Below are 20779 nucleotides of genomic sequence, written 5' to 3' on the forward strand. Positions count from 1 at the left end.
ACTTTCAGCGAGGTAACGTTGTGGACATCGACCGGCCATCGCAGGCTAAAAGCTTTCGTGCGCGTCTTCGACGGCTGAAGGAGCATCCGCTGGCGCGCGTCGGCCCGGGCCTCATCACCGGTGTCGCCGATGACGATCCAAGCGGCATTGCCACCTATTCGCAGGCGGGCGCGCAGTTCGGTGTGAACATGCTCTGGACGATGCCGCTCGCCTTCCCGTTGATGGCAGCTGTCCAGGCCATGTGCGCAAACCTCGGCAGGGTGACCGGCAAGGGACTCGCCGCCAACATCAAAAGCGCTTTTCCTCCGGCCGTGCTTCAGGGCGTGGTGGTGCTGCTGCTCGTCGCCAATATCCTGAATATCGCCGCCGACGTCGCCGCCATGGGTGAAGTCGCGGAACTCGTGAGCGGCATCGACCGTCATTTGATGACGGCCTGCTTCGTGTTTGGAACACTGCTGTTGCAGGTATTCGTCCCATACCACCGGTACGTCTTCTTTCTGAAATGGCTGACCGTTTCTCTGCTCGCCTATGCCGCCGTGCTATTCACGGTTCACGTACCGTGGAGCGAAGCGGCGCTGCGCACGCTGTGGCCTCACCTTACGCTGAACGCCAACGCGGCGGCGGTAATCGTTGGCGTGTTCGGCACGACTATCAGCCCTTACCTCTTTTTCTGGCAGGCATCCGAAGAAGTCGAAGAGATGCAGGCTAACGGCGGTAGTGCCGCGCTAGTGAACGACGCGGGCGCGGCGCCCACCGAGCTCCGGCGCATTCGCTGGGACACCTGGACCGGCATGTTCTATTCGGACGTCACGGCTTATTTCATCATTCTGGCGACCGCTGTCACACTGCATGTGGCAGGTGTGACCGACATCACCACGGCAGCGCAAGCCGCGAGCGCGCTACGGCCGCTCGCCGGCAATTTTGCCTACATCCTTTTTGCGCTGGGTATCCTCGGCGTCGGCCTGATCGGCGTGCCGGTGCTCGCCGGCTCCGGCGCTTATGCGCTCTCCGAGGCGATGGGCTGGCGCGAGGGTCTGGAGCGTAAGGTGCGCGATGCACGCGGTTTCTACGCCATCATCGCCGTCAGCGTGCTGGCGGCGCTCGTCATCCAGTATTCGCCGATCAGTCCTATGAAGGCGCTGTTCTGGAGCGCGGTCATCAACGGCGTCGTGGCCGTTCCGCTGATGGTCGTGATTCTGATCCTCGTGACCAGAAAGTCGGTCATGGGCGCATTCACCGCTAGCCGGCCACTGATCGTTCTGGGCTCGATCGCCACGCTGGTGATGGGTGCGGCAGCCGTCCTGATGCTGCTGCCATCGTAGACGCAGGTGGCCCGGTCGCGACTGATTCCGAACCTGATCAGACACTTGCCCCGCCACCCGCTGCAAGTTCCACGATATCGGCCGTGATCTCATCCTGACGAACCTGCCGATAGCTTTGCGTGAGTTCGGCGAGCGTCTCCTTCACATTGGTGCGCGCGGCCAGCATCGCGCGCACGCGTGCCTCGTTTTCGGCAGCGAACGATAGCATCAATGCCTCGCACAACTCGACATATACGTAGGCTTCGACCAGTCCCGCAAGCAGACGGTCAGCGGGCAAGGTAAGCAGCGGCGGCTCGGTGCGCCGCTCAACAGAAAATCGCGAGAAATCGAACGGAATCAGGCTGTGTTCGACGATCTCGCAGTGCGCGGCATTACCCGGTACCGCGTGAATGACCGAGACATGGGTCACGCCTCGATTGCCGAGACGCGTATAGAGCGCGTCAGTGATCCGGCTTGCGAGCGACGGTACGTCGTCGGCATGGAAGGCCGCGGGAGAACTCCACGCGAACGCCAGCCGGCGTTCATCTGCCACAATTTCGCCGCGCGTGCCGACGAGCAGCAACTCGCACTGCGCCGACGCCAGACGGGACAACGCGTGGTCGATGATCTGCTCGTTGAACGAGCCGACAAAACCTTGTTCCGCGCACAGCACAATGACGATCCGCGCGCCGTGCTCCGGCATGCGCGCAGATTCGCCCGAAGCATGGGCCAGCACGGCGCCGATCGCGGCGCCGACGGTCGAAGCTGACGAACGGATGCCCGGCAGCCGCCGTTGCGCTTCGCGCGAACGTGCGGCCGCAATGCCGCGCATCGCCCCGATGACGGCGTCCAGTTGCCGGGCGGTCGCGCTGCGCATTTCGATTTCGGTGAGTTTGCCGCTCATGCCGGGTTCTCGCTGCCTGCTTTGCCGCTAGCGACGGTGGGCGTGAATTGCTGCACCAGTTCGCGAACCGCGTCGACGAGCACCGCTTGAACGTCGACGCTCGACGGCGCGGCCGAGGACAGCGAGACTCCTCCTGCAAATCGCATTTGCAGGCGCTGGGTTTCCAGATGCCCTGCCAGTTGCGTTCGCACCTGCGCGACAATCCCGCTCGGCACCGAATCGAACACGCCGTCCGCCAGTGCTGACAGCAGCGCGATCTCTTCGAGCGTGCTTAACGCGCTGAAGCGCGGTTGCGCGATCAATGCGCGGATCCGTTCCCCGCGGGCTATCTTGCCGGCGACATGCGCGTCCGTCAGCCCTCCGAACCGGCTAAACATCTCCAGCTCCAGGAACTGCGCGTAATCGAGGCGCAGTCGTCCCGACACGCCTCGCAAAACCGGATGCTGGGCCTTGCCGCCGACACGGCTGACGCTCAAGCCCACATCGACGGCCGGACGCTGGTTCGCCGCGAACAGCGCTGCGTCGAGCACGATCTGGCCATCCGTGATCGAGATGAGATTGGTCGGGATATATGCGGACAGATTGCCCATGTCGGTTTCCGCGATCGGCAGCGCGGTCAGCGAACCGCCGCCCAGTCCGGCCGACAGCTTCGCGGCGCGTTCCAGCAGACGGGCGTGGACATAGAAGATGTCGCCCGGATAGGCCTCGCGCCCCGGCGGCTCGCGCGTCAGCAACGCCAGTTCCCGATGCGTCGCGGCATGTCTCGTCAAGTCGTCGACCACAACCAGCGCGTGCTGTCCCCGATCGCGAAAATACTCGGCGATCGTGAAGCCGGCGAACGGCGCGATCCATTGCAACCCCGGCGCTGACGCCGCGGCGGCGACAACGAAGATGCAGCGTTCGGGCGCACCGTACTGACGCACCGATTCGATGACCCGCTGCACGGCGGTTGTGCGCTGACCAATCGCGACATAGACGCAGATCATGTCCGAATGCTTCTGGTTGACGATCGTGTCGACGGCCAAAGCGGTCTTGCCCGTGACACGGTCGCCGATGATGAGCTCGCGCTGCCCGCGGCCGATCGCGAACAGCGCATCAACGAGAAGTACACCCGTTTCGACCGGCTCACTGACCAGATCGCGCTCGATAATCGCCGGCGCCGGCCGTTCGACCGGCATGCGCATCTCGGCAATGATGGGATCGTCGCGGTCGAGCGGCCGCCCGAGCGGATCGATCACCCGCCCCAACAACCCCTCTCCAACCGGCACCTGCAGCACGGTGCCGGTGCAGGTCACGCAATCGCCCGCTTCAACGACGGCGCCGTCGTCCAGCAGCACGACACTAATGACGTCCGCATCCAGCGTATGCGCGAAGCCGGTCGCGCCACTCTCGAAACGGAGTAGTTCGTTGAGGGCCGCATCCGGCAGTCCGGAGACAAATGCGATGCCGTCGCCAAAACGTTCAACGCGGCCGAGCGTCTGCGCGTGCGGCTTCACAACCGTTCGAGCGAGTGTTTTGCGCTGGTCCGCGAGCCATGGATCGTCGGTCATGTCAGCGGGGCGCATTGTCGCCACTCAGCAACGCCGCGCTGATCTGCGCGAGATCCGCCTTGAAACTGTTGCGCACCACCGCGTGCGCAGCCGTCAGTTCCAAGCCGGCGATCAGCGAAGGGTCGACCTCAAACTGAAGGGATATCGGCCGGTTCAGACAGGCTGCCAGCACCGCGCGGCAGCTTTCCTGCTCCTGCTCACCAAGAGAACGCGGTGCGGCGAGCGAGAGCGCAACGTCGTTCGCGCCGAGTTCCGAGCGAGCCTCTGCCGGCAGTTGCATGATCCCGTCAACGAGACCTTCGACAAAACCGCTCACCCGCGCACTTTCAGGCAACCGGTCAAGCAGCTTTGTCGCGATATCGACGGCGAGTTGTGTCGCCCGGGCTGCAACAAGTTTCCCCTGTTCCAGGCGCGCCGCCTCGGTTTCCGCGGCAGCGGCCGCGCGCAGCCTGTCCGAGTCGGCGCGCGCCGCATCCAGCAGCGCGGCCTTCTCGCTCTCGGCTTGCGCAGCGATCGTTTTCATGGCGTCGGTGCGAGCGGCGACAAGCTGCTGCGTCTCGCGAACCGCTGCATCGCGCTCGAGCGTCGCTGCTTGCCTGGCCGCGTCAGCGTCCGCGATCAACGCTTGCGCCACTTTCTGACGCTCGGCGATGATGCCCGCGACCGGACGGAACAGGAAGCGCGCCAGCAACCCTATGAGCACAAGCGCATTGACCGTTTGCAGCACGAGTGTGGACCAATCGATTCGCATGGCCGCCGCCTATTTGACGAACGGGTTGGCGAAGAGCAGCAACAATGCGATCACGAGGCAATAGATCGCCATCGTCTCGATCATTGCAAGCCCGACAAAGAGCGTACGCGACACGGTTCCAGCCGAGTCCGGCTGCCTCGCGATCGCGTCCATTGCGGCGGCGACCGCGCGGCCTTCTGCAAGCGCCGGCCCGATCGCGCCGAACGACACGGCAAGCGCGGCGGCGGCAATGCTGACAACTTCGATGAGATTATTCATGAGACTTCGCCTTTTTTTATACTGACCGGGTTATGGGTATCGCTGATCGCCGCGCCGATGAAAACCATCGCCAGCACGGAAAAAATGTAGGCTTGCACCGCGCCGGTGAGCAGGTCCAACGCCATCAGCGGAATAGGTACAAGCAACCCTGCGAGCGACAGGATGATGCCGATCACAAACACGCCGCTCATCACATTGCCGAACAGGCGCACGACGAGTGAAAACGTCCGGGTGATCTGCTCGACAACATTCAGCGGGATCATGACCCAGTTCGGCTCGGCGAATGCCGCAAAGTAGGCGGCCGTGCCTCGCGTGCGAATGCCGTAGAAGACCGTGGCGGCCAGCACGATCAGCGCAAGCGCGGCATCGGTCTCGAGGTGCGCGGTCGGCGGGCTCACCCCGGGTACAAGCGCCGACCAGTTGGCGATCAGCACGAAAATGAAGAGCGTGCCGATCAGCGCGCGGTATGTGGCGGGCTCGGTTTGCATGGTGTCGCGAATCTGCTGATCGATCGTGACGACCAGCAGTTCAAGCGCGGTTTGCAGTCTGGTCGGCGCGAGCGACAACTTTCGGCTCAGCAGGACTGAGCCTACCGTGATCAGAATCATGATCGCCCACGTCACGAGTACCGGCGCAGTAATGGATAGCGGGCCGATATGCCACAGCGGCGCCGTCGCTAGCGGTGAAGTGGTCATCGGCCGCCTCCATAGCGCCGTACCGCCACTGCACGCGCAAGCAGAAACCCCGTCATGCCCGCGAGCAGCCCCGGAGCGCCGACACGCGCGAGCATCAGAAATAACGCGCCGGTGAGCGCGAACCTGGCGAGTTGCAAGGCCAGTGCAGGCATCGCTTTGCCCGATGCGAACAACGGCCAGTTCCAGCGCAGCGAAAGGAAGTGCCAGGCGCCGGCCAGGATTCCGACCGCGAGTCCTGTCGCAAGTTGTGCCGCAATCGACGGCAATGGACTATTCATGATGGTTCCGTTGCTGACGATGCATCCACTTCCATGCGGACCAGAAGCCGGCTGCCGCGCCGATCATCAGCAGCGGCGCCGAGAAAAACACGCCGGTGCCGAATGTCCGGTCCAGCCAATGGCCGAGTGCCAGACCCATCAGTGTGGGCAACACGATCGCCCAACCGAGGATACCGATCTGGCCGAGCCGGCTGCCGAGCGAGGGCTCCGGTTCCTCGCGACCGCGCAAATCGCGCTCGGCGGCCTGCCGGGCGGCGCCGGCGATCTGCTCTTTCCGCTGCTTGCGCCCGTCCGTATGGCGACCGCTCATGGAAGAATTCCTCCAACGCTATCTGCGGCCGCGCCGTCGGCGCCTGCACGCGGTCGCAGATAACGCAGCATCTGACGCACGGCGCGAGCATGCAGCTGCAACTGCTCGACCCGGGCACGCCGCGCCGCATCGGCCTCGCTGGCGTGGTGGCGGCGAACGCCGGCCTCAAGACCTTCCAGAGAGTCGCCCGGAATCGCTTCCCTGCATGCAATGGACACCTCGGTTCCGTGCGAGACCAGCAGCACCCCGCTATCTATCGCGCAAAAGCGGAGCGAGCCGTCCGCACACGTCCAGCGGACCACTGAGGGCACCAGCAGCGTCACGAAGTCGGCATGGCCGGTCCGGATACCGAACGAGCCGCTTTCGTCCTCCGCGCGAAGAGACACGATCTCGACTGCGTCGAACCACACACGCGACGGCGTGGCCAACGTCAGCGTCAGGTGAGCGGCGCTCATTTCGCGTTCTCCGTGGCCCGAGCCGCACCGTCTTGCGCGACGGCCTGCTCTTTGAGGCGGCCTTCGTCGAGGGTGCCGATCATATAAAGCGAGCTTTCCTGCCACGTATCACACGCACCCGCCAGGATCGCCTTGCAGCCGGCGATCGTATCGGCGAGCGCCACCGAACGGCCCGCTTCACCCGTAAAGGCTTCGGTGACGGCGAACGGCTGGGTCAGAAAGCGCTGCAGGCGCCGGGCACGCCCGACGAGGGCGCGATCCTCGGCACCCAGTTCCTCGATACCGAGCAATGAGATGACGTCCTGCAGCTCGCGGTAGTGTTCGATGATCCTGCGCACCTCAGTGGCGACGTTCGCGTGCTCCTCGCCGACCACGAGCGGATCGAGCAGGATCGACGACGACGCGATCGGATCGATCGCGGGATACATGCCTTCGGCCGCCATCGCGCGCGACAACACAACCATGCTGTCGATGTGCGTGGCGATCGCGGTCACCGCGGGGTCGGTGAAATCGTCAGCCGGCACGTACACCGCTTCGATTGCGGTGACCGACACGTCGCCTACCGACACAATGCGCTCCTGCAGGCTTGCGACTTCGCTCGCGAGCGTGGGCTGGTAGCCGACTCTCGACGGCATGCGCCCCAGCAGGCCCGACACCTCGGCACCCGCCTGCACAAAGCGGAAGACGTTATCCATGAGCAGAAGAACGTTCTGATGGCGTTCGTCGCGGAAATACTCGGCGATTGTCAGCGCCGTAAAGGGTACGCGCCAGCGCGCGCCAGGCGGCTCGTTCATCTGTCCGTAGACCAGCACGGTGCGCGCCAGCACACCGGACGTGCGCATGTCGAGCAGCATTTCGTGCCCTTCGCGTGAGCGTTCGCCAACACCCGCGAATACGGAGATTCCTTGATAGCGCTCCACCATTGCATGGATGAGTTCCATGACCAGCACTGTCTTGCCGACTCCCGCTCCGCCGAACATCGCAGCCTTGCCGCCCTGGGCGAGCGGCGCAAGCAGATCGATCACCTTGATGCCCGTTGCGAACAGCCTGGTGGTGCCTTTCTGCGAAGCGAGCGGTGGCGCGACGCGGTGTATCGGGCGGCGTTCGATTCGCTCGGACAACGCCGCACCGTCGTCGCGCGCCGCGCCGGTCACATCGAGCAGCCTGCCTAGCACGGCCTCGCCGACAGGCGCCTGGATGGGCCCGCCACAGACGCTTACGCGGGCGCCGCGCCGCATTCCCGCGGTGGATTGCAACGCCAGCGCCCGCACCGTTGTTTCGTTCAAGTGGGCTTGCACCTCGGCAAGCACCGGTGCGAGTTCGTCCGAAAGGATGATGAGTGCGTCGCTCACTGGCGGCAGCATGACATCGGCAAACTTCACGTCGACGACGGCGCCACGTACGGCGACCACATACCCGTCGCTTGCGGCCGACGGGGTTAGCGAGGACGAGGTTGCCAGATGAGTCGACATTGGGCCTCCATGCGGCCGGTTTCGAACAGTCGCAAGATACCGCTGCGGCCACTCGATCAACTGATTTCCATCAAACCTGTGAGAGATGCCGCGCTCAATCTCCCAACGAATCAGCACATCCATGCAAGCGCTTTGAATCTGGCGATGTGTCCTTCGAGCACGTGGGCAAAGACGGCCAATGTACCGTTTGTATCTTTCCGCGCTTCAGCGGCTATGACCTTGCATTCGGCAATTGCCGGCCGGCCCACACGCTCGCGCATTGCCCTCATGGCCTGATTTTTCGCGATCGCCAGAGCGAGCAGCCGGGTGATACCTGTGCGTGAGTCATAGACGACAAGAACTTTCGCTTCGGACATTTCAGCCTCTCTCTATCCACTATCCCGCGTTCACATGCGGGATTCGCGGTGCATGCCGAGAGCATAGGTGTGCATGAGTGGGTTCTTATGATCCAGATCAATCGGCCAGCCATCCCGAAGTGACCTAATCAACTTATCTTGAAAACTGACGAGGGCGTGTCATGAAGAATCTGACGGATTCATTGCCGGGGCCGTCGGTATCCGGCGCGGCTACCCAGACAAAGGCCTCAGCGGCGAAGCCCTTGCGGCTCGGTCTGCTGACGGCGCTTGTGATCGGGTCGATGATCGGCAGCGGCGTGTTCTCGCTGCCGCAGAACATGGCTTCGGGCGCCGGCGCCGCCGCGGTGCTGATTGGCTGGTTGATTACCGGTGCGGGCATGTTGATGCTCGCTTTCGTCTATCAGACCCTGACGACGCGAAAACCCGATCTCGACAACGGTATCTACGCTTATGCGCGCGCAAGCGCCGGCGAGTTCGTCGGCTTCAATTCGGCGTGGGGCTACTGGGTCAGCGCGTGGATCGGCAATGTCGGCTATCTCGTCATCGTGTTCGGCACACTCGGCTATTTCTTCCCGGTGTTCGGCGATGGCAACACACGCGCCGCGATCCTGGGCGCGTCGATCGTGCTGTGGATCATGCATGCGGTGATTCTGCGGGGCGTGCGCAGCGCGGCCATTCTCAATGCGATCACCACCGTGGCCAAGGTCGTTCCACTGGTGCTGTTCATCCTGCTCGCGCTCGCGGCATTCAGAAACCACATCTTCACGCAGGACTTCTGGGGCAGTCCGAAACTCGGCAGCGTGTTCACGCAGGTCAAAAGCACGATGCTGATCACCGTCTGGGTGTTCATCGGCATCGAGGGCGCCAATGTGTTTTCGGCTCGCGCGCAACACCGCGAGGATATCGGACGCGCGACGATGCTCGGCTTCGCCGTGGTGCTGTTGTTGCTGATGGCGGTATCGCTGCTGTCGCTCGGCATCGTGCCGCAGGCCGATCTTGCCGCGATGAAGAACCCGTCGATGGCAGGCGTACTCGACAAAGCCGTCGGCACGTGGGGCGCGGTCCTGATCAGCATCGGACTGCTGGTGTCGGTCGGTGGCGCACTGCTCGCATGGACCTTGCTGGCCGCGGAAACGCTCTTCACACCGGCAAGCGGCGGCGTGATGCCGGCCTTCCTCGCGCGCGAGAACAGCCACGGCGTACCCGCCAACGCGCTGTGGGTGACGAATGGACTCGTGCAGCTATTCCTGATCGTCACGCTGGTCTCGAACGCAACCTATCAGGCGCTGATTTCGCTCGCGACCTCGATGATCCTGGTCCCTTATCTCTTCTCGGCGGTGTACGCCACCCGCATTGCCATGCGCGGCGAAGGCTACGCGGTGACCGACACCGTCCGCAGCCGCGACATGCTGATCGGCGCGGCCGCGAGCGTCTATTGCTGCTGGCTGCTGTATGCAGCCGGCCCGAAGTATCTGCTGCTTTCCGCCCTGCTCTACGCGCCCGGCGTCCTGCTGTATGGCTGGGCGAAACGCGAACGCGGCGCACGTCTTTTCAAGCCCTTCGAAGCCGTCATCCTGACCGCGCTGGTCGTGCTCGCCGCCATCGCCGCCTGGCTGCTTTCGAGCGGCGCGCTAGGCCTGTGAGCGGCCAATCATAAGGAGAACCGCTATGGCACCAGGCGTCTATTCCGAAGTCGGCACCTTGCGCAAGGTCATGGTTTGCCGGCCTGGGCTCGCCCAGGCCCGCCTGACACCGGGCAATTGCCGCGAACTGCTGTTCGACGATGTATTGTGGGTCTCCCAAGCCAAGACCGACCACTACGCGTTCGTCAGCGCGATGCAGGAGCACGGCATTGAAGTGCTCGAGATGCATGATCTGCTCGCGGACATTCTGCAAGGCCAGGAAGCACGTGACTGGGTGCTCGAACGCAAGCTGACGCCGGGCACCGTCGACACAGAACTATCCGCGCAATTGCGGCCCTGGCTCGACGAGATGAAAGCCGACCAGCTCGCCACGCGGCTGATCGGCGGCATCGTGCGGGCCGAGTTGCCGTTCGATCCCGCAGGCCTGCTGTCGCAATGTACGGAGTCTTCCGGTTTTCTCCTTCCGCCGTTGCCCAATACGCTCTTCACTCGCGACAACAGCTGCTGGATCAACGACGGCGCGGTACTCGGCTCGATGTACTGGCCGGCGCGCCGCCAGGAGACGCTGCTGAGCGCGGCAATCTACCGCTTTCATCCGCTTTTCAGCGGCGGCACGCGCATCTGGTGGGGCGGCCCGGAAGTCGATCACGGCGGCGCCACGCTGGAAGGCGGCGACGTCATGCCTTTATCACGCGACGTCGTACTGATCGGCATGGGTGAGCGCACTTCGCCGCAGGGCGTCGCACAACTCGCGCGGTCCCTCTTCGCACATGAATCGGTGAAACATGTGATTGCCGCCCAGTTGCCGCGTTCGCGCGGCGCCATGCATCTCGACACGGTATTCACCTTCTGCGATCGCGATCTGGTCACGATTTTTCCCGATGTCGTCGACGATATCCGCTGCACCAGTTTGCGGCCATCGCACGAGCCGGGCAAGCTCGATGTCCGGCCCGAAACCGCACCGTTTCTCGAAGTCGTTGCCCAGGCGCTCGGTATTAAAACGCTCCGCGTCGTCGCCACCGGCGGCGATACCTGGGAGGCCGAACGCGAACAGTGGGACGACGGCAACAACGTGATCGCGCTTTCACCCGGCGTCGTGGTCGCCTACAACCGCAACATCTACACGAACACGCTGCTGCGTAAGGCCGGCGTCGAGGTCATCACGATCCCGAGCGGGGAACTCGGGCGCGGGCGCGGCGGCGGACATTGCATGACCTGTCCGATCGAACGCGATCCCGTCTGACACCACCATCCCTCCTCTACTTCAGGACACAACGCCATGGCATTCAACCTGCGCAACCGCAGTCTGCTGAACATGCAGGACTTCGCCCCGCGCGACATCCGTTTTCTCCTCGACCTCGCCGCCGAACTGAAGCGTGCGAAGTATGCAGGCAATGAAGTCGCGCGGCTCAACGGCAAGAACATTGCGCTGATTTTCGAAAAGACTTCGACCCGCACGCGCTGCGCATTCGAGGTCGCGGTGCACGACCAGGGCGGCCATGTCACCTATATCGACTCGGCAAGCTCACAGCTTGGCCGCAAGGAGTCGCTCAAAGACACCGCGCGCGTGCTCGGGCGACTCTACGACGGAATCGAATATCGCGGCTTTCACCAGAGCGCGGTGGAGGACCTTGCGCTGTATTCGCACGTTCCCGTATGGAACGGTCTGACCGACGAATTCCATCCGACCCAGGTGCTCGCGGACTTGCTGACGATGCAGGAATTCGGTGAAAAACCACTGCACGAACTGTCATTCTGCTACCTCGGCGACGCCCGCTTCAACATGGGAAATTCGTTGCTGATCGGCGGCGTGCAGATGGGTATGGACGTACGTATTGCCGCGCCGCGAGAACTGTGGCCCGACGACGAACTCGTGGGGCAGATGCGGCGCCTTGCGGAACGGACTGGCGCTCGCGTGACGATCGTCGAGGATCCCTTTGAGGCCGTGAGCGGCGCCGACTTCGTCTATACCGATGTATGGGTTTCGATGGGCGAGTCGGTGGAGGCCTGGGGGACACGCATCGAGCTGTTGCGACCATACCAGGTCAACGCCGCCTTGATGAAAGCAACCGGCAAGCAACGCACCCGCTTCATGCATTGCCTGCCCGCGTATCACAATCTGGAGACCGAAACCGGCCGGCAGATTCACGAGCATTTCGGTCTGACCGAGCTTGAAGTCAGCGATGAAGTCTTCGAATCGAATGCGTCGATTGTATTTTCACAGGCTGAAAACCGCATGCATACGATCAAGGCGGTACTCGTGGCAACGCTCGCTTGAGGAACCATCATGCGCATTCTGATCGCACTGGGCGGTAACGCGCTGCTTCGGCGTGGCGAGCCGATGACAATGTCGCACCAGATCGCCAATATCCGCCGCGCCGCACAGCAGATCGCGCAGCTAGCCGACGGCAACCAGCTGGTCATCGCGCATGGCAACGGTCCTCAGGTCGGCCTGCTGGCATTGCAGGCCGCCGCCGCGGGTCCGGCTGGCGCGGCGCCACTGGATGTGCTCGACGCCGAGTCGGAAGGCATGATCGGCTATCTGCTCGAGCAGGAACTGGCCAATGCCCTGCCCGCCCGGAAGCAGGTCGCGACGCTGCTTACACGCGTCGAAGTCGACGCCCGGGATCCTGCCTTCCAGCATCCCACCAAACCAATTGGCCCGGTTTATACGGAAGCGGAAGCGGAACGTCTGACGATCCGCAACGGCTGGGTCTTTGGACAGGACGGGAACGGCTTCCGGCGCGTCGTTGCGTCGCCGAAACCGCAACGCGTCATGGCCCTTAAGCCCATCGAATGGCTGCTCGAGCGCGACGTAGTCGTCATCGCTGCCGGCGGCGGGGGAATTCCGGTCACGGCCGCACCCGACGGAGAGACTCGCTCCGGCGTGGAGGCGGTGATCGACAAGGACCTATGCAGTGCGCTGCTTGCCTCGGACGTGGGCGCCGACCTGCTGTTGATCGCGACAGATGTCGATGCGGTTTACGCCGACTGGCATACGCCGTGCGAACGCGTGCTGGGTGAAGTGTCGGTGACGGGACTTCGGTCAATGTCCTTCCCGCCAGGCTCGATGGGACCGAAAGTGGAAGCTGCGTGCGAGTTTGTCTCGCGCACCGGCCGACCGGCGGTGATCGGCTCGCTCGACCGCATCGGAGATATGGCAAGCGGTACGGCAGGCACGCGCGTCACGCGTGTGTGAATAGTGATCGGCAGCGATCGGGTAGCCCGTGATGGGACCGGCGAAGGTGGCGCTCGTGCTGAACGTCTGCGAGCTCGCCGCCGATCTGGCCGGGCGCCGCATTCACGTCCGGGCGATCTCCACAGGGGCGGTGAATCCAGACGGCGTCCCGCCCACTACCGCGCCGTTGATCTGAATCAACGCCGGCGTCCACCCGGCTCCTAGACTCAGATCGCACGTTCATGCGCCACTCACCCACTTCACTTCTGGAGCGTTGCAATGACCTACAAGACCATCGTCGTTCATCTGGATACGAGCCAGCGCGCACATCCCCGGCTCGAACTCGCTCTGCAGCTCGCGAGGCAGTTCGACGCCCATCTGACCGGCGTGTTTGCCGTGTTCACGCCCGATCCGCGCCCACTCTACGTCATGGCCGGAACCGCCGAATACTATCGTACGCACGAACAGCTGCGCGCGGAACGCCGCGGCGCGCTCGAACGGCTCTTTCACGCGGAACTGAGCCGTGCGAGCGTCAGCGGCGAATGGATCGCCACAGACGCTCCAGCCAACCTCGCCGTGCCGCATCACGGCCGGTGCGCCGATCTGATCATCGCCAGTCAGGACGACCCGAATGATCCGGAATCGTATGTAGGCGATTTTTTTCCTGAAAACCTGATCATGTCCGCAGGCCGGCCGGTGTTGCTGGTGCCGTATGCCAGCAGCGTCACGTCGCCCGGCGCGCACGTGATGGTCGGCTGGGACGGTAGCCGCGAAGCCACTCGCGCGGTTCACGATGCGCTGCCGTTCATGCGCGCGGCGAAACTCACCACGGTCGTCACCGTCAACGGCGAGCATGGCCAGCAGCGCTCGCGCATTCCGGGCTCGAATATCGCGACGCTCATCGCGCGGCATGGCGTCAACGTCGAGATCAAAGATATTGAGGTCGGGAGCGATGAATCGATCGGCGACGCGCTGTTGTCGCAAGCATCCACGCTCGGCGCGGATCTGCTCGTGATGGGCGCTTACGGGCACGCTCGCTGGCAGGAACTGGTGATGGGCGGAGCGACCCGCACGATCCTCAAATCGATGACCGTGCCGGTGCTGATGTCGCACTGATCCGACAATCCAGCAAATACGCGAAAAAGGCCCCTCGCGCAATTTTCAGCGTCCGGCTTTCAGGGCGCTTTTTTTTGAGCCTCGCTTCCCTGGGTGCACCACCGCACCATCATTGCCTGCGCGGCAAGGGCGATTTTCAGCGCTTCTCCGATACTGGCACGATCCGTGCGGATCGCGCACAATAGCTAGCGCACAGGCTATACCGATTGGTCGCAATTAGAGAAACTCCTCGCGACTTTTCCCGATTCGCGCATACGCCATCGGCCAGCGCCGCGGATCGCCCACATCCAATGAGGCGCACATGCCCTTTCGCGGTGAGACGCCGTTCGCCAAGCAGCCGCTTTCGTCCACGCGGGTTGTCCCGCCTGAGCAGCGTCCCGTCCTTGCCGCGGCGCTCACGTTCGCTATCGTTCTGGTGGCAGCGCTTGGTGCGTGGCGCTGGGTCGGCGAGCAGTCAGCGCGCCCCGCCAGCAGCCGTCTTGATCAGAATACTGCGCATATTACCGCCGATCTGCAGGGTGAGTTCGCGTCCGGCGAATCGCTGCTGCGCAGCGCGCGCGGCTTGCTCTCCGTCGCGCCGGCGCCCGATGCCGACGCCTGGCGCCGATATGTCGCGCAACTCGATCTGGACGAAACGTCGTCTGCGGTACGCGCGCTTGGCTATGCCGATGTTGACGCCGCCGGTGTCGCCCGCCTGACTGGCGGCACCGGTAACGTGGCCGGGCAAGCTGCCGCGGCGCAACCGGTCGCGCCGGTGACCCAGATGGCGCCGGCCGCCGTCGATGCGATGCCGGTCGGCTACGATCTGGCGAGCGCTCCCGCAAGCCGGACGGCATTGCTGCGCGCCATCGATACAGGGGCAAGCGCGCTCGACGCGGACGCAGCGCCGTTCGGCGACGCCGGCTCGAACCCTCACCCTCGCCTTTACGTCTATTTTCCGGTGTATTCGAACGGCGAATTGCCGTCGACTCTCCAGGCGCGCCGCGCGGGTATCAAGCGGTTGCTGGTCGCGGCGCTGGACACTGGCCGTATCTTCGACAACGCCCTCGCCCGGCAACGGCACATCGATCTGCAGGTATTCGGCGGAACCCCTGCCACACTGCTCTATTCGTCCGCCGTGGCAGACGACGACCTGGTGGAAACCGCGCCAGTCATCCGCAAAACTGACACCTTGCGTATCGGCGGTGTACCTATCACCTTGTCCTACACGGCGAACGGCCGCTATCGGCGAGCCGAGGACGAATTTGCAGAAACCACGGTACTGATCGCCGGCATTGCGGCAGCGTGCCTGTTCAGTGCCATGGCCTTTCTGATCGTCAGCGGGCGCGGTGCCGGATCTGCCGCGACGAGCGAGGCGCGCAGCCAGCTGAACCTGAACGAGGCACGCATGATGGGAATCATCCGTTCGTCGATGGAAGCCATCATTACCGTCGACGAACGGCAGAACATTGTCATCTTCAATCCAATGGCCGAACAGGTTTTTGGATGCACCGCAATGGAAGCGGTCGGCGCCTCGCTCTCGCGCTTCATTCCCGAGCGCTTTCGTGCGGGACACGAGCGACATGTCGAACAGTTTGGTGTAACCGGCGTTTCTGACCGGAAGATGGGCAAGCAGCGTGTGCTGTTCGGCTTGCGGAGCAACGGTGAAGAATTTCCTATTGAAGCGTCGATCTCACAGATCCGCGACGGCGAGGGCAAGCTGTACACGGTCATGCTGCGCGACATCACAGAACGGGTAAAGGCGGAAAATGCGCAGCGGCAGTCCCGCGAAGAGCTGCGCGAACTCTCGGCGAACCTGCAGAATGTTCGCGAAGAAGAAAAAACCCGCATCGCACGCGAACTGCACGACGACCTTGGGCAACAACTGACCGCCCTCAAGATGGACATTTCGTCGGTCGAACAGGAACTTGAAACCACTGCTGAACCGCACCTGCTGCAGCAACTGCGTGGGATGCGCCGGCTAATAGACGCAACCGTCGCATCGGTGCGCCGGATCGCCGCCGATCTGCGCCCGGTCATGCTCGACGATCTCGGTCTGATTCCGGCGATCGAATGGCTCGCCAATGATTTTACAAACCGCTACGGCATCGATGTGGAGCGCCGGATCGAAGTCGGCGATACCGGCTTCACGCCAACGGGCGCGACGACGCTATTTCGTATCGTGCAGGAAGCACTGACCAATGTCGCCCGCCATGCGGAAGCGACGCTTGTCACGCTGACGGTGCGCGTCGAAGGAGACGTTTGCGTGTTGCAGATCGCGGACAACGGCCATGGCGCGAACCGCTCGCCCACCCCCGGCGAGAAATCGTTTGGCCTGCTCGGTATCCGCGAGCGTGCACATATGCTGGGCGGCACAGTCGAAATCCACACGTCCGATGGCAAGGGCTTTGTACTGACCGTTACGTTTCCGATACTGGCGGTGCAACAGCAGGAGATGCAAACATGATTCGAGTGCTGATCGCAGACGATCACACGTTGGTGCGCGATGGCCTGCGGCATATTCTGCGAGGCGCAAGCGGTTTCGAGGTGGTCGGCGAGGCCAATGACGGCGTCAGCACGATTGCACTGGCGCGCTCCAACGCCGCCGACGTGCTTGTGCTCGATCTGTCGATGCCCGGCCGAAACGGCGTCGAACTGGTCAAGCAGATCAAGGACGAAAAGCCGGCACTGCGAATCCTCGTGCTCACCATGCATGCTGAGCAGCAATACGCCGTACGCGCTTTCAAAGCGGGCGCATCCGGCTATCTAACCAAGGAAAGCGCCAGCGCAGAACTGGTCGCCGCGGTTACCAAAGTCGCATCCGGGGGCGTCTATGTGAGCCTCGCGATGGCCGAGCGTTTTGCGCAGAGCCTGAACGAGCCTGCCGACACGTTGCCTCATCAACGCCTGTCCGATCGGGAGTTCGATGTGTTCCGCCGCATCGCCGCAGGGCAGACCCTCACCGAAATCGCCACGGAGTTGTGTGTCAGCAGCAAGACGGTGAGTACCTATAAAACGCGCATCCTCGAAAAAATGCAGATGCCGCACGAAGCCGCGCTGGTGCGTTACGCGCTGCGCCACAAGCTGCTTGGGGAAGACGACGAAATCTAGATCCGGGGCGGCGCACAGGCCACCAGGTTTAATCCAGTCGTCACATCAATTCGCCGGTTCCGCAATATCCGTCCTCGCGTTCGCCGCGTGTAGGAAATTCCCTACACGCCTTCACGCTCGCCTACCCGAAGTTCGCTCGCCGCCGATTTTATTTTGAGACAGCGCGGCCGATACTTCGAGCCATGAACTCAAGCCCGTCCCAGCAAACACTGCGCGTCTTCCTCGTTGAAGACACGATCCCGATCAGACGGCGGATGGCGACGCGCTTCCGCGCAATCGACGGTGTCGAGATCGTCGGCGAAGCCGAGGAATCAGGTACCGCCCTCGCCGGTATCAACGCCACCGGAACCGATGTCGTGGTCGTGGATTTTCGCCTGACCGGCGGCACCGGTTTGGAACTGCTGCATAGCCTCGCACGCAGCACGCCGCCGGTGATCACGATCGTGCTGACGAATCATTCGAGTGCCTGGTTCAGGCAGGCGTGCCTCGCGGCCGGCGCGCAGTACTTCTTCGACAAGACGAGCGAATTTGATCTTGCATGCAACGCGATCAAGCAGATCGCCCACGAACGGAACACACGTGGCCTCACTTACACAGGAGCACACCATGTCTGACGTCGCAGAATATTCGGAAATCAAACCGCTTCAACGTGTCCCGCTCCCCGCGTCAGGCCATTCCGTACTCGCAGCGCCAGTCCCGTGCCGCTCGGCAGCACGCTGCTCGAGTTGCGCGCTGCGCTCGATCTGCATGCCACAAGGCCTGACGCAAGCCGAACTGGAGCGCATGGAATCGATGGTGTGCGTTTCGCGCACGATCAAACATGGGGAATCGCTATATCGCGCCAATGATTCGTTCCAGAGCCTCTACGCGGTGCGTGCCGGCTCATTCAAGACCGTTGTCATGCATCGGGACGGCCGGGAGCAGGTCACCGGCTTTCATCTGGCCGGCGATTCGCTCGGTCTCGACGGTATCTGCTCGGGCCGGCACAGCTGCGACGCGATCGCCATCGAGGACAGCAGCGTCTGCATCATCCCGTTTCACCTGCTCGAAGTCATGTGCCGCGAGGTGAAGGTGGTGCAGCAGCACGTCCATCGTCTGATGGGCGGCGAGATCGTTCGCGAGGCAACACTGATGATGCTGCTCGGCACGATGTCCGCCGACCAGCGGGTCGCCGCATTCCTGCTGAACCTGTCAGAAAGGCTCAAAACACGCGGTTATTCGCCGGCGGAATTCAATTTGCGCATGACGCGCGAGGAGATCGGCAGCTACCTCGGGATGAAACTCGAAACTGTCAGCCGCATGTTTTCGAAGTTCCAGAAAGACGGTTTGGTCGATACGCGCGGCAAGCAGATCAGGATTCTTGATCTCGAAGGCCTCGCGCGCGTCTAGTCCCCAAGATGAGATGCATGGCGTGCTGCGGCGCAGCTTCAGCCGCACGGAGTTTTAACAGCGATCCGTGGAAAGCGGAAGCGTGTTCGGGCGGCGTTGTTAGCCGCCTCTTTTTTATGCCGGCGCACGCTGCGTTTTAGCAGGTCGTGGCGCGCACCGCAGGACCGCGACAGCGGGCCGGACAACAGGCAGCGCATTAAACCCGTCCAGTCATGTCACCGCAACAGGACCGCCAGCGCTTGATCTGAGTCAAGCCACGCATAAGGCTGTCTGACACGATGGCTTGACGACACGTGATCCGACAACCGGCAGTGCATGCACGGTTCGGCCGATCCTGAAAACGCGCAGGAGACCCTGAATGAACGCAACGCGAAACATCGGTTTGACGTGAGTCAATCGCAACGGCGGCGGCGGCTCTACACTGAGCCTAGAACCTGTCCTGGAGTGTGTATCGTGAATGCCCCGCCCCTGCGCTATCTCACCGCAAGCACACTTGCGCTGTTGCTGGCGGCAAGCGGCGCAGCGCTTGCCCAGTCCGAGCCAACGGCGCTGGTCGATCAGCAGCATTGCATGTTCTGCCACACCCGTGATGCGCCTTTCCTCGCGCCTTCGTTTCAGCAGATCGCGGAACGCTATCGCGACGTGCCAAACGCCAGCGTGATGCTCGAGCACAAGTTGAGACTCGGCGGCAAGGCCCACTGGGGCGACATGGCCATGCCGCTACCGGCGGATCGCGGCGGCCCGTTGACACCCGAAGACGCTCACACGTTGATCCGCTGGGTTTTGAGTCAATAGCCTCCAGGCTCGTTTTCACATGTTAGTGGAATGTATGGAGAACCTCATGCGCCTCACCATTCACCTCGACACATTCGACCGTGTCAATCCGATGGCGTTTGCCATCCTGTGGCTCGACAACGAAAAACGTCAATGGTCACGCGAGGGTCATATGGGGCTCGAACTGCCCGAATGGGGCGCCTTGCACGTCGACTGCGGCAACACGCTGGTTTGCGGCCCGCATAATTCGACGCCCTGCTGCGTACTCGAAGGGCTCGACCTGAACGCCACGGCTGGACCGTTCGAGGGCGAAACCGGACGCGCACAATGGTGCCCCGATGCGGGCAGATCGCCGAAGACGGGCCATTGGCACGTGCAATGCGTTGACAACGAGAACATGGAGCCGGAAAACGGCATCTTCGCAGCCGACGACAACCTGTGAACACTGTCCGGCATTGCCATCGGCATGAGGCGCTACTGTGGAAACGACTGCCAATCCCGATGGCGTCAGGCACACTGTGAATCAAGTGCACTGTCAGCCTGGCCGTCATAGTCGTCATACACACCCACGCCGATTCATCGCAGACACCCGTTCCGTCGTGTCTGCCTTGCGGCAGTCACCGTTCTCGCGCCAGAGTCCGGACGCGCCGGTATACGCACCATGACCACCAGGAGCCAGCCCACAAGCGGAGAACCAGAATATCTTTGTACATGCCCCCTCTCCTAAACCGGTTGCGAATGTCCTCCGCATGGCAGGCCTCATGGCGGATTAGCGGCTCAGTCAGTGCAACATCTGTTCGAGTCTCCGCTCTGCCGCGTCGAATGCTGCCCTGAGCGCTATGCCCGGGTTCTCATTGAGGCAGTGCTCAACCGTAATCAGGTCATTTGTGCGGATTATCAGATCGAGACGCGCGTCATAGAGAAGATCAACCGGATTGCCATGCAACGGACTGTTGCGTATCGCTTCGACGGTCAGGTTGCAACCGGAAAGGAATTCCCTGAATCGCTCCAGACGCACTAACCGCACGCCAGCCTCGGCTTCGATGGCTGGAGAGCCAGCAAAACCGAGATACGTAATTTTCATGCCGACTCCCATAGGTCGCCTCCGCAGGAAAGTCAGGCGTCAAGCAATAATTCCGACCTCGTCCGGAACTACGCGAAGACGCGTCCCACCTGGACTGACGGCAGTCACACATTAATCATCAGCGCATTCCTCGCGCGTGAATTGATTTGTATCAACGGTGAATACGCTGCCGCTG

The 20779-nt window shown here is 62.7% G+C and carries 24 protein-coding genes; 13 read left to right on the plus strand and 11 right to left on the minus strand.

The genetic code is table 11. The features are described 5' to 3' along the window. Window positions 1–20: 20 nt before the first annotated feature. Window positions 21–1322, plus strand: a complete 1302-nt coding sequence (locus tag ACOSV0_RS30815; RefSeq protein ID WP_434111047.1) for an NRAMP family divalent metal transporter — start codon at window positions 21–23, stop codon at window positions 1320–1322. A 37-nt stretch (window positions 1323–1359) separates the two neighbouring features. Here ACOSV0_RS30815 and ACOSV0_RS30820 read toward each other — a convergent pair whose 3' ends face one another. The 10 genes from ACOSV0_RS30820 to ACOSV0_RS30865 form a co-directional block, all read right to left on the minus strand. After that, window positions 1360–2205, minus strand: a complete 846-nt coding sequence (locus ACOSV0_RS30820; RefSeq protein ID WP_434111048.1) for a F0F1 ATP synthase subunit gamma — start codon at window positions 2203–2205, stop codon at window positions 1360–1362. Continuing rightward, on the minus strand, window positions 2202–3755 hold the full coding sequence (locus ACOSV0_RS30825) for a F0F1 ATP synthase subunit alpha (RefSeq protein WP_434111049.1): 1554 nt from the start codon (window positions 3753–3755) through the stop codon (window positions 2202–2204). Before ACOSV0_RS30825 ends, ACOSV0_RS30820 begins: the two co-directional genes overlap by 4 nt. A gap of 1 nt (window position 3756) precedes the next feature. Then, window positions 3757–4506, minus strand: a complete 750-nt coding sequence (locus ACOSV0_RS30830; protein WP_434111051.1) for a F0F1 ATP synthase subunit delta — start codon at window positions 4504–4506, stop codon at window positions 3757–3759. Between the two features lie 9 nt (window positions 4507–4515). Beyond that, window positions 4516–4764 carry a F0F1 ATP synthase subunit C gene (locus tag ACOSV0_RS30835; RefSeq protein ID WP_054037454.1) on the minus strand — a complete coding sequence of 83 codons (249 nt, stop codon included), beginning with the start codon at window positions 4762–4764 and terminating at the stop codon, window positions 4516–4518. After that, the gene (locus ACOSV0_RS30840; RefSeq protein ID WP_434111054.1) at window positions 4761–5459 is read right to left on the minus strand and encodes a F0F1 ATP synthase subunit A; all 699 of its coding nucleotides are present in this window, start codon (window positions 5457–5459) and stop codon (window positions 4761–4763) included. The genes ACOSV0_RS30835 and ACOSV0_RS30840 overlap by 4 nt, the downstream gene beginning before the upstream one ends. Next, complete coding sequence (locus ACOSV0_RS30845; RefSeq protein WP_434111056.1) at window positions 5456–5737, minus strand: ATP synthase subunit I; 282 nt, start codon at window positions 5735–5737, stop codon at window positions 5456–5458. The genes ACOSV0_RS30840 and ACOSV0_RS30845 overlap by 4 nt, the downstream gene beginning before the upstream one ends. Beyond that, entirely contained in the window at window positions 5730–6047 is a 318-nt protein-coding gene (locus ACOSV0_RS30850; RefSeq protein WP_434111058.1) for an AtpZ/AtpI family protein, read from the minus strand. Before ACOSV0_RS30850 ends, ACOSV0_RS30845 begins: the two co-directional genes overlap by 8 nt. Continuing rightward, on the minus strand, window positions 6044–6502 hold the full coding sequence (locus tag ACOSV0_RS30855; protein WP_434111060.1) for a F0F1 ATP synthase subunit epsilon: 459 nt from the start codon (window positions 6500–6502) through the stop codon (window positions 6044–6046). The genes ACOSV0_RS30850 and ACOSV0_RS30855 overlap by 4 nt, the downstream gene beginning before the upstream one ends. Next, on the minus strand, window positions 6499–7974 hold the full coding sequence (gene atpD, locus ACOSV0_RS30860; RefSeq protein ID WP_434111062.1) for a F0F1 ATP synthase subunit beta: 1476 nt from the start codon (window positions 7972–7974) through the stop codon (window positions 6499–6501). Before atpD ends, ACOSV0_RS30855 begins: the two co-directional genes overlap by 4 nt. 110 nt (window positions 7975–8084) lie before the next feature. Next, window positions 8085–8330 carry a hypothetical protein gene (locus tag ACOSV0_RS30865; protein WP_434111064.1) on the minus strand — a complete coding sequence of 82 codons (246 nt, stop codon included), beginning with the start codon at window positions 8328–8330 and terminating at the stop codon, window positions 8085–8087. 161 nt (window positions 8331–8491) lie between these two features. On the opposite strand from ACOSV0_RS30865, the gene arcD reads away from it, so the two are divergent. The 12 genes from arcD to ACOSV0_RS30925 all read left to right on the plus strand — a co-directional run bounded on the left by arcD (window position 8492) and on the right by ACOSV0_RS30925 (window position 19962). Beyond that, window positions 8492–9973, plus strand: a complete 1482-nt coding sequence (gene arcD / locus ACOSV0_RS30870; RefSeq protein ID WP_434111066.1) for an arginine-ornithine antiporter — start codon at window positions 8492–8494, stop codon at window positions 9971–9973. A gap of 25 nt (window positions 9974–9998) precedes the next feature. Further along, the gene (locus ACOSV0_RS30875) at window positions 9999–11216 is read left to right on the plus strand and encodes an arginine deiminase (protein ID WP_434111067.1); all 1218 of its coding nucleotides are present in this window, start codon (window positions 9999–10001) and stop codon (window positions 11214–11216) included. A gap of 36 nt (window positions 11217–11252) precedes the next feature. Further along, on the plus strand, window positions 11253–12251 hold the full coding sequence (gene argF, locus ACOSV0_RS30880) for an ornithine carbamoyltransferase (RefSeq protein WP_434111068.1): 999 nt from the start codon (window positions 11253–11255) through the stop codon (window positions 12249–12251). Between the two features lie 9 nt (window positions 12252–12260). Next, window positions 12261–13172: a carbamate kinase gene (gene arcC / locus ACOSV0_RS30885; RefSeq protein ID WP_434111070.1), complete on the plus strand. Its 912-nt coding sequence runs from the start codon at window positions 12261–12263 to the stop codon at window positions 13170–13172. Between the two features lie 28 nt (window positions 13173–13200). Further along, entirely contained in the window at window positions 13201–13347 is a 147-nt protein-coding gene (locus ACOSV0_RS30890) for a hypothetical protein (RefSeq protein ID WP_434111072.1), read from the plus strand. An 83-nt stretch (window positions 13348–13430) separates the two neighbouring features. Continuing rightward, window positions 13431–14267, plus strand: coding sequence for a universal stress protein (locus tag ACOSV0_RS30895; protein ID WP_434111074.1), 837 nt, complete (start codon window positions 13431–13433; stop codon window positions 14265–14267). A gap of 301 nt (window positions 14268–14568) precedes the next feature. Next, entirely contained in the window at window positions 14569–16713 is a 2145-nt protein-coding gene (locus ACOSV0_RS30900) for a sensor histidine kinase (RefSeq protein WP_434111075.1), read from the plus strand. Further along, window positions 16710–17357, plus strand: a complete 648-nt coding sequence (locus ACOSV0_RS30905) for a response regulator (RefSeq protein ID WP_434111077.1) — start codon at window positions 16710–16712, stop codon at window positions 17355–17357. Before ACOSV0_RS30900 ends, ACOSV0_RS30905 begins: the two co-directional genes overlap by 4 nt. Window positions 17358–17539: 182 nt before the next feature. Continuing rightward, window positions 17540–17971 (plus strand): response regulator, encoded by a 432-nt coding sequence (locus ACOSV0_RS30910; RefSeq protein WP_434111079.1) that lies wholly within the window; start codon window positions 17540–17542, stop codon window positions 17969–17971. Then, window positions 17964–18746 carry a fumarate/nitrate reduction transcriptional regulator Fnr gene (gene fnr / locus ACOSV0_RS30915; protein ID WP_434111081.1) on the plus strand — a complete coding sequence of 261 codons (783 nt, stop codon included), beginning with the start codon at window positions 17964–17966 and terminating at the stop codon, window positions 18744–18746. The genes ACOSV0_RS30910 and fnr overlap by 8 nt, the downstream gene beginning before the upstream one ends. 468 nt (window positions 18747–19214) lie before the next feature. Beyond that, window positions 19215–19541 carry a c-type cytochrome gene (locus tag ACOSV0_RS30920; protein ID WP_434115920.1) on the plus strand — a complete coding sequence of 109 codons (327 nt, stop codon included), beginning with the start codon at window positions 19215–19217 and terminating at the stop codon, window positions 19539–19541. A gap of 46 nt (window positions 19542–19587) precedes the next feature. Continuing rightward, window positions 19588–19962 (plus strand): DUF3564 domain-containing protein, encoded by a 375-nt coding sequence (locus ACOSV0_RS30925; RefSeq protein WP_434111083.1) that lies wholly within the window; start codon window positions 19588–19590, stop codon window positions 19960–19962. 339 nt (window positions 19963–20301) lie between these two features. Here the strand turns inward: ACOSV0_RS30925 and ACOSV0_RS30930 are convergent, their stop codons facing one another. Continuing rightward, window positions 20302–20604 carry a hypothetical protein gene (locus tag ACOSV0_RS30930; protein WP_434111085.1) on the minus strand — a complete coding sequence of 101 codons (303 nt, stop codon included), beginning with the start codon at window positions 20602–20604 and terminating at the stop codon, window positions 20302–20304. Window positions 20605–20779: the final 175 nt, after the last annotated feature.

The sequence above is a fragment of the Paraburkholderia caffeinilytica genome (assembly GCF_051027425.1).
Classification (GTDB): domain Bacteria; phylum Pseudomonadota; class Gammaproteobacteria; order Burkholderiales; family Burkholderiaceae; genus Paraburkholderia; species Paraburkholderia caffeinilytica_A.

Coding starts and splice junctions, on each gene's coding strand:
- ACOSV0_RS30820 (WP_434111048.1), bottom strand. CDS start 2,205: ATGAGCGGCAAACTCACCGAAATCGAAATGCGCAGCGCGACCGCCCGG.
- ACOSV0_RS30825 (WP_434111049.1), bottom strand. CDS start 3,755: ATGACCGACGATCCATGGCTCGCGGACCAGCGCAAAACACTCGCTCGA.
- ACOSV0_RS30830 (WP_434111051.1), bottom strand. CDS start 4,506: ATGCGAATCGATTGGTCCACACTCGTGCTGCAAACGGTCAATGCGCTT.
- ACOSV0_RS30835 (WP_054037454.1), bottom strand. CDS start 4,764: ATGAATAATCTCATCGAAGTTGTCAGCATTGCCGCCGCCGCGCTTGCC.
- ACOSV0_RS30840 (WP_434111054.1), bottom strand. CDS start 5,459: ATGACCACTTCACCGCTAGCGACGGCGCCGCTGTGGCATATCGGCCCG.
- ACOSV0_RS30845 (WP_434111056.1), bottom strand. CDS start 5,737: ATGAATAGTCCATTGCCGTCGATTGCGGCACAACTTGCGACAGGACTC.
- ACOSV0_RS30850 (WP_434111058.1), bottom strand. CDS start 6,047: ATGAGCGGTCGCCATACGGACGGGCGCAAGCAGCGGAAAGAGCAGATC.
- ACOSV0_RS30855 (WP_434111060.1), bottom strand. CDS start 6,502: ATGAGCGCCGCTCACCTGACGCTGACGTTGGCCACGCCGTCGCGTGTG.
- atpD (WP_434111062.1), bottom strand. CDS start 7,974: ATGTCGACTCATCTGGCAACCTCGTCCTCGCTAACCCCGTCGGCCGCA.
- ACOSV0_RS30865 (WP_434111064.1), bottom strand. CDS start 8,330: ATGTCCGAAGCGAAAGTTCTTGTCGTCTATGACTCACGCACAGGTATC.
- arcD (WP_434111066.1), top strand. CDS start 8,492: ATGAAGAATCTGACGGATTCATTGCCGGGGCCGTCGGTATCCGGCGCG.
- ACOSV0_RS30875 (WP_434111067.1), top strand. CDS start 9,999: ATGGCACCAGGCGTCTATTCCGAAGTCGGCACCTTGCGCAAGGTCATG.
- argF (WP_434111068.1), top strand. CDS start 11,253: ATGGCATTCAACCTGCGCAACCGCAGTCTGCTGAACATGCAGGACTTC.
- arcC (WP_434111070.1), top strand. CDS start 12,261: ATGCGCATTCTGATCGCACTGGGCGGTAACGCGCTGCTTCGGCGTGGC.
- ACOSV0_RS30895 (WP_434111074.1), top strand. CDS start 13,431: ATGACCTACAAGACCATCGTCGTTCATCTGGATACGAGCCAGCGCGCA.
- ACOSV0_RS30900 (WP_434111075.1), top strand. CDS start 14,569: ATGCCCTTTCGCGGTGAGACGCCGTTCGCCAAGCAGCCGCTTTCGTCC.
- ACOSV0_RS30905 (WP_434111077.1), top strand. CDS start 16,710: ATGATTCGAGTGCTGATCGCAGACGATCACACGTTGGTGCGCGATGGC.
- ACOSV0_RS30910 (WP_434111079.1), top strand. CDS start 17,540: ATGAACTCAAGCCCGTCCCAGCAAACACTGCGCGTCTTCCTCGTTGAA.
- fnr (WP_434111081.1), top strand. CDS start 17,964: ATGTCTGACGTCGCAGAATATTCGGAAATCAAACCGCTTCAACGTGTC.
- ACOSV0_RS30925 (WP_434111083.1), top strand. CDS start 19,588: ATGCGCCTCACCATTCACCTCGACACATTCGACCGTGTCAATCCGATG.
- ACOSV0_RS30930 (WP_434111085.1), bottom strand. CDS start 20,604: ATGAAAATTACGTATCTCGGTTTTGCTGGCTCTCCAGCCATCGAAGCC.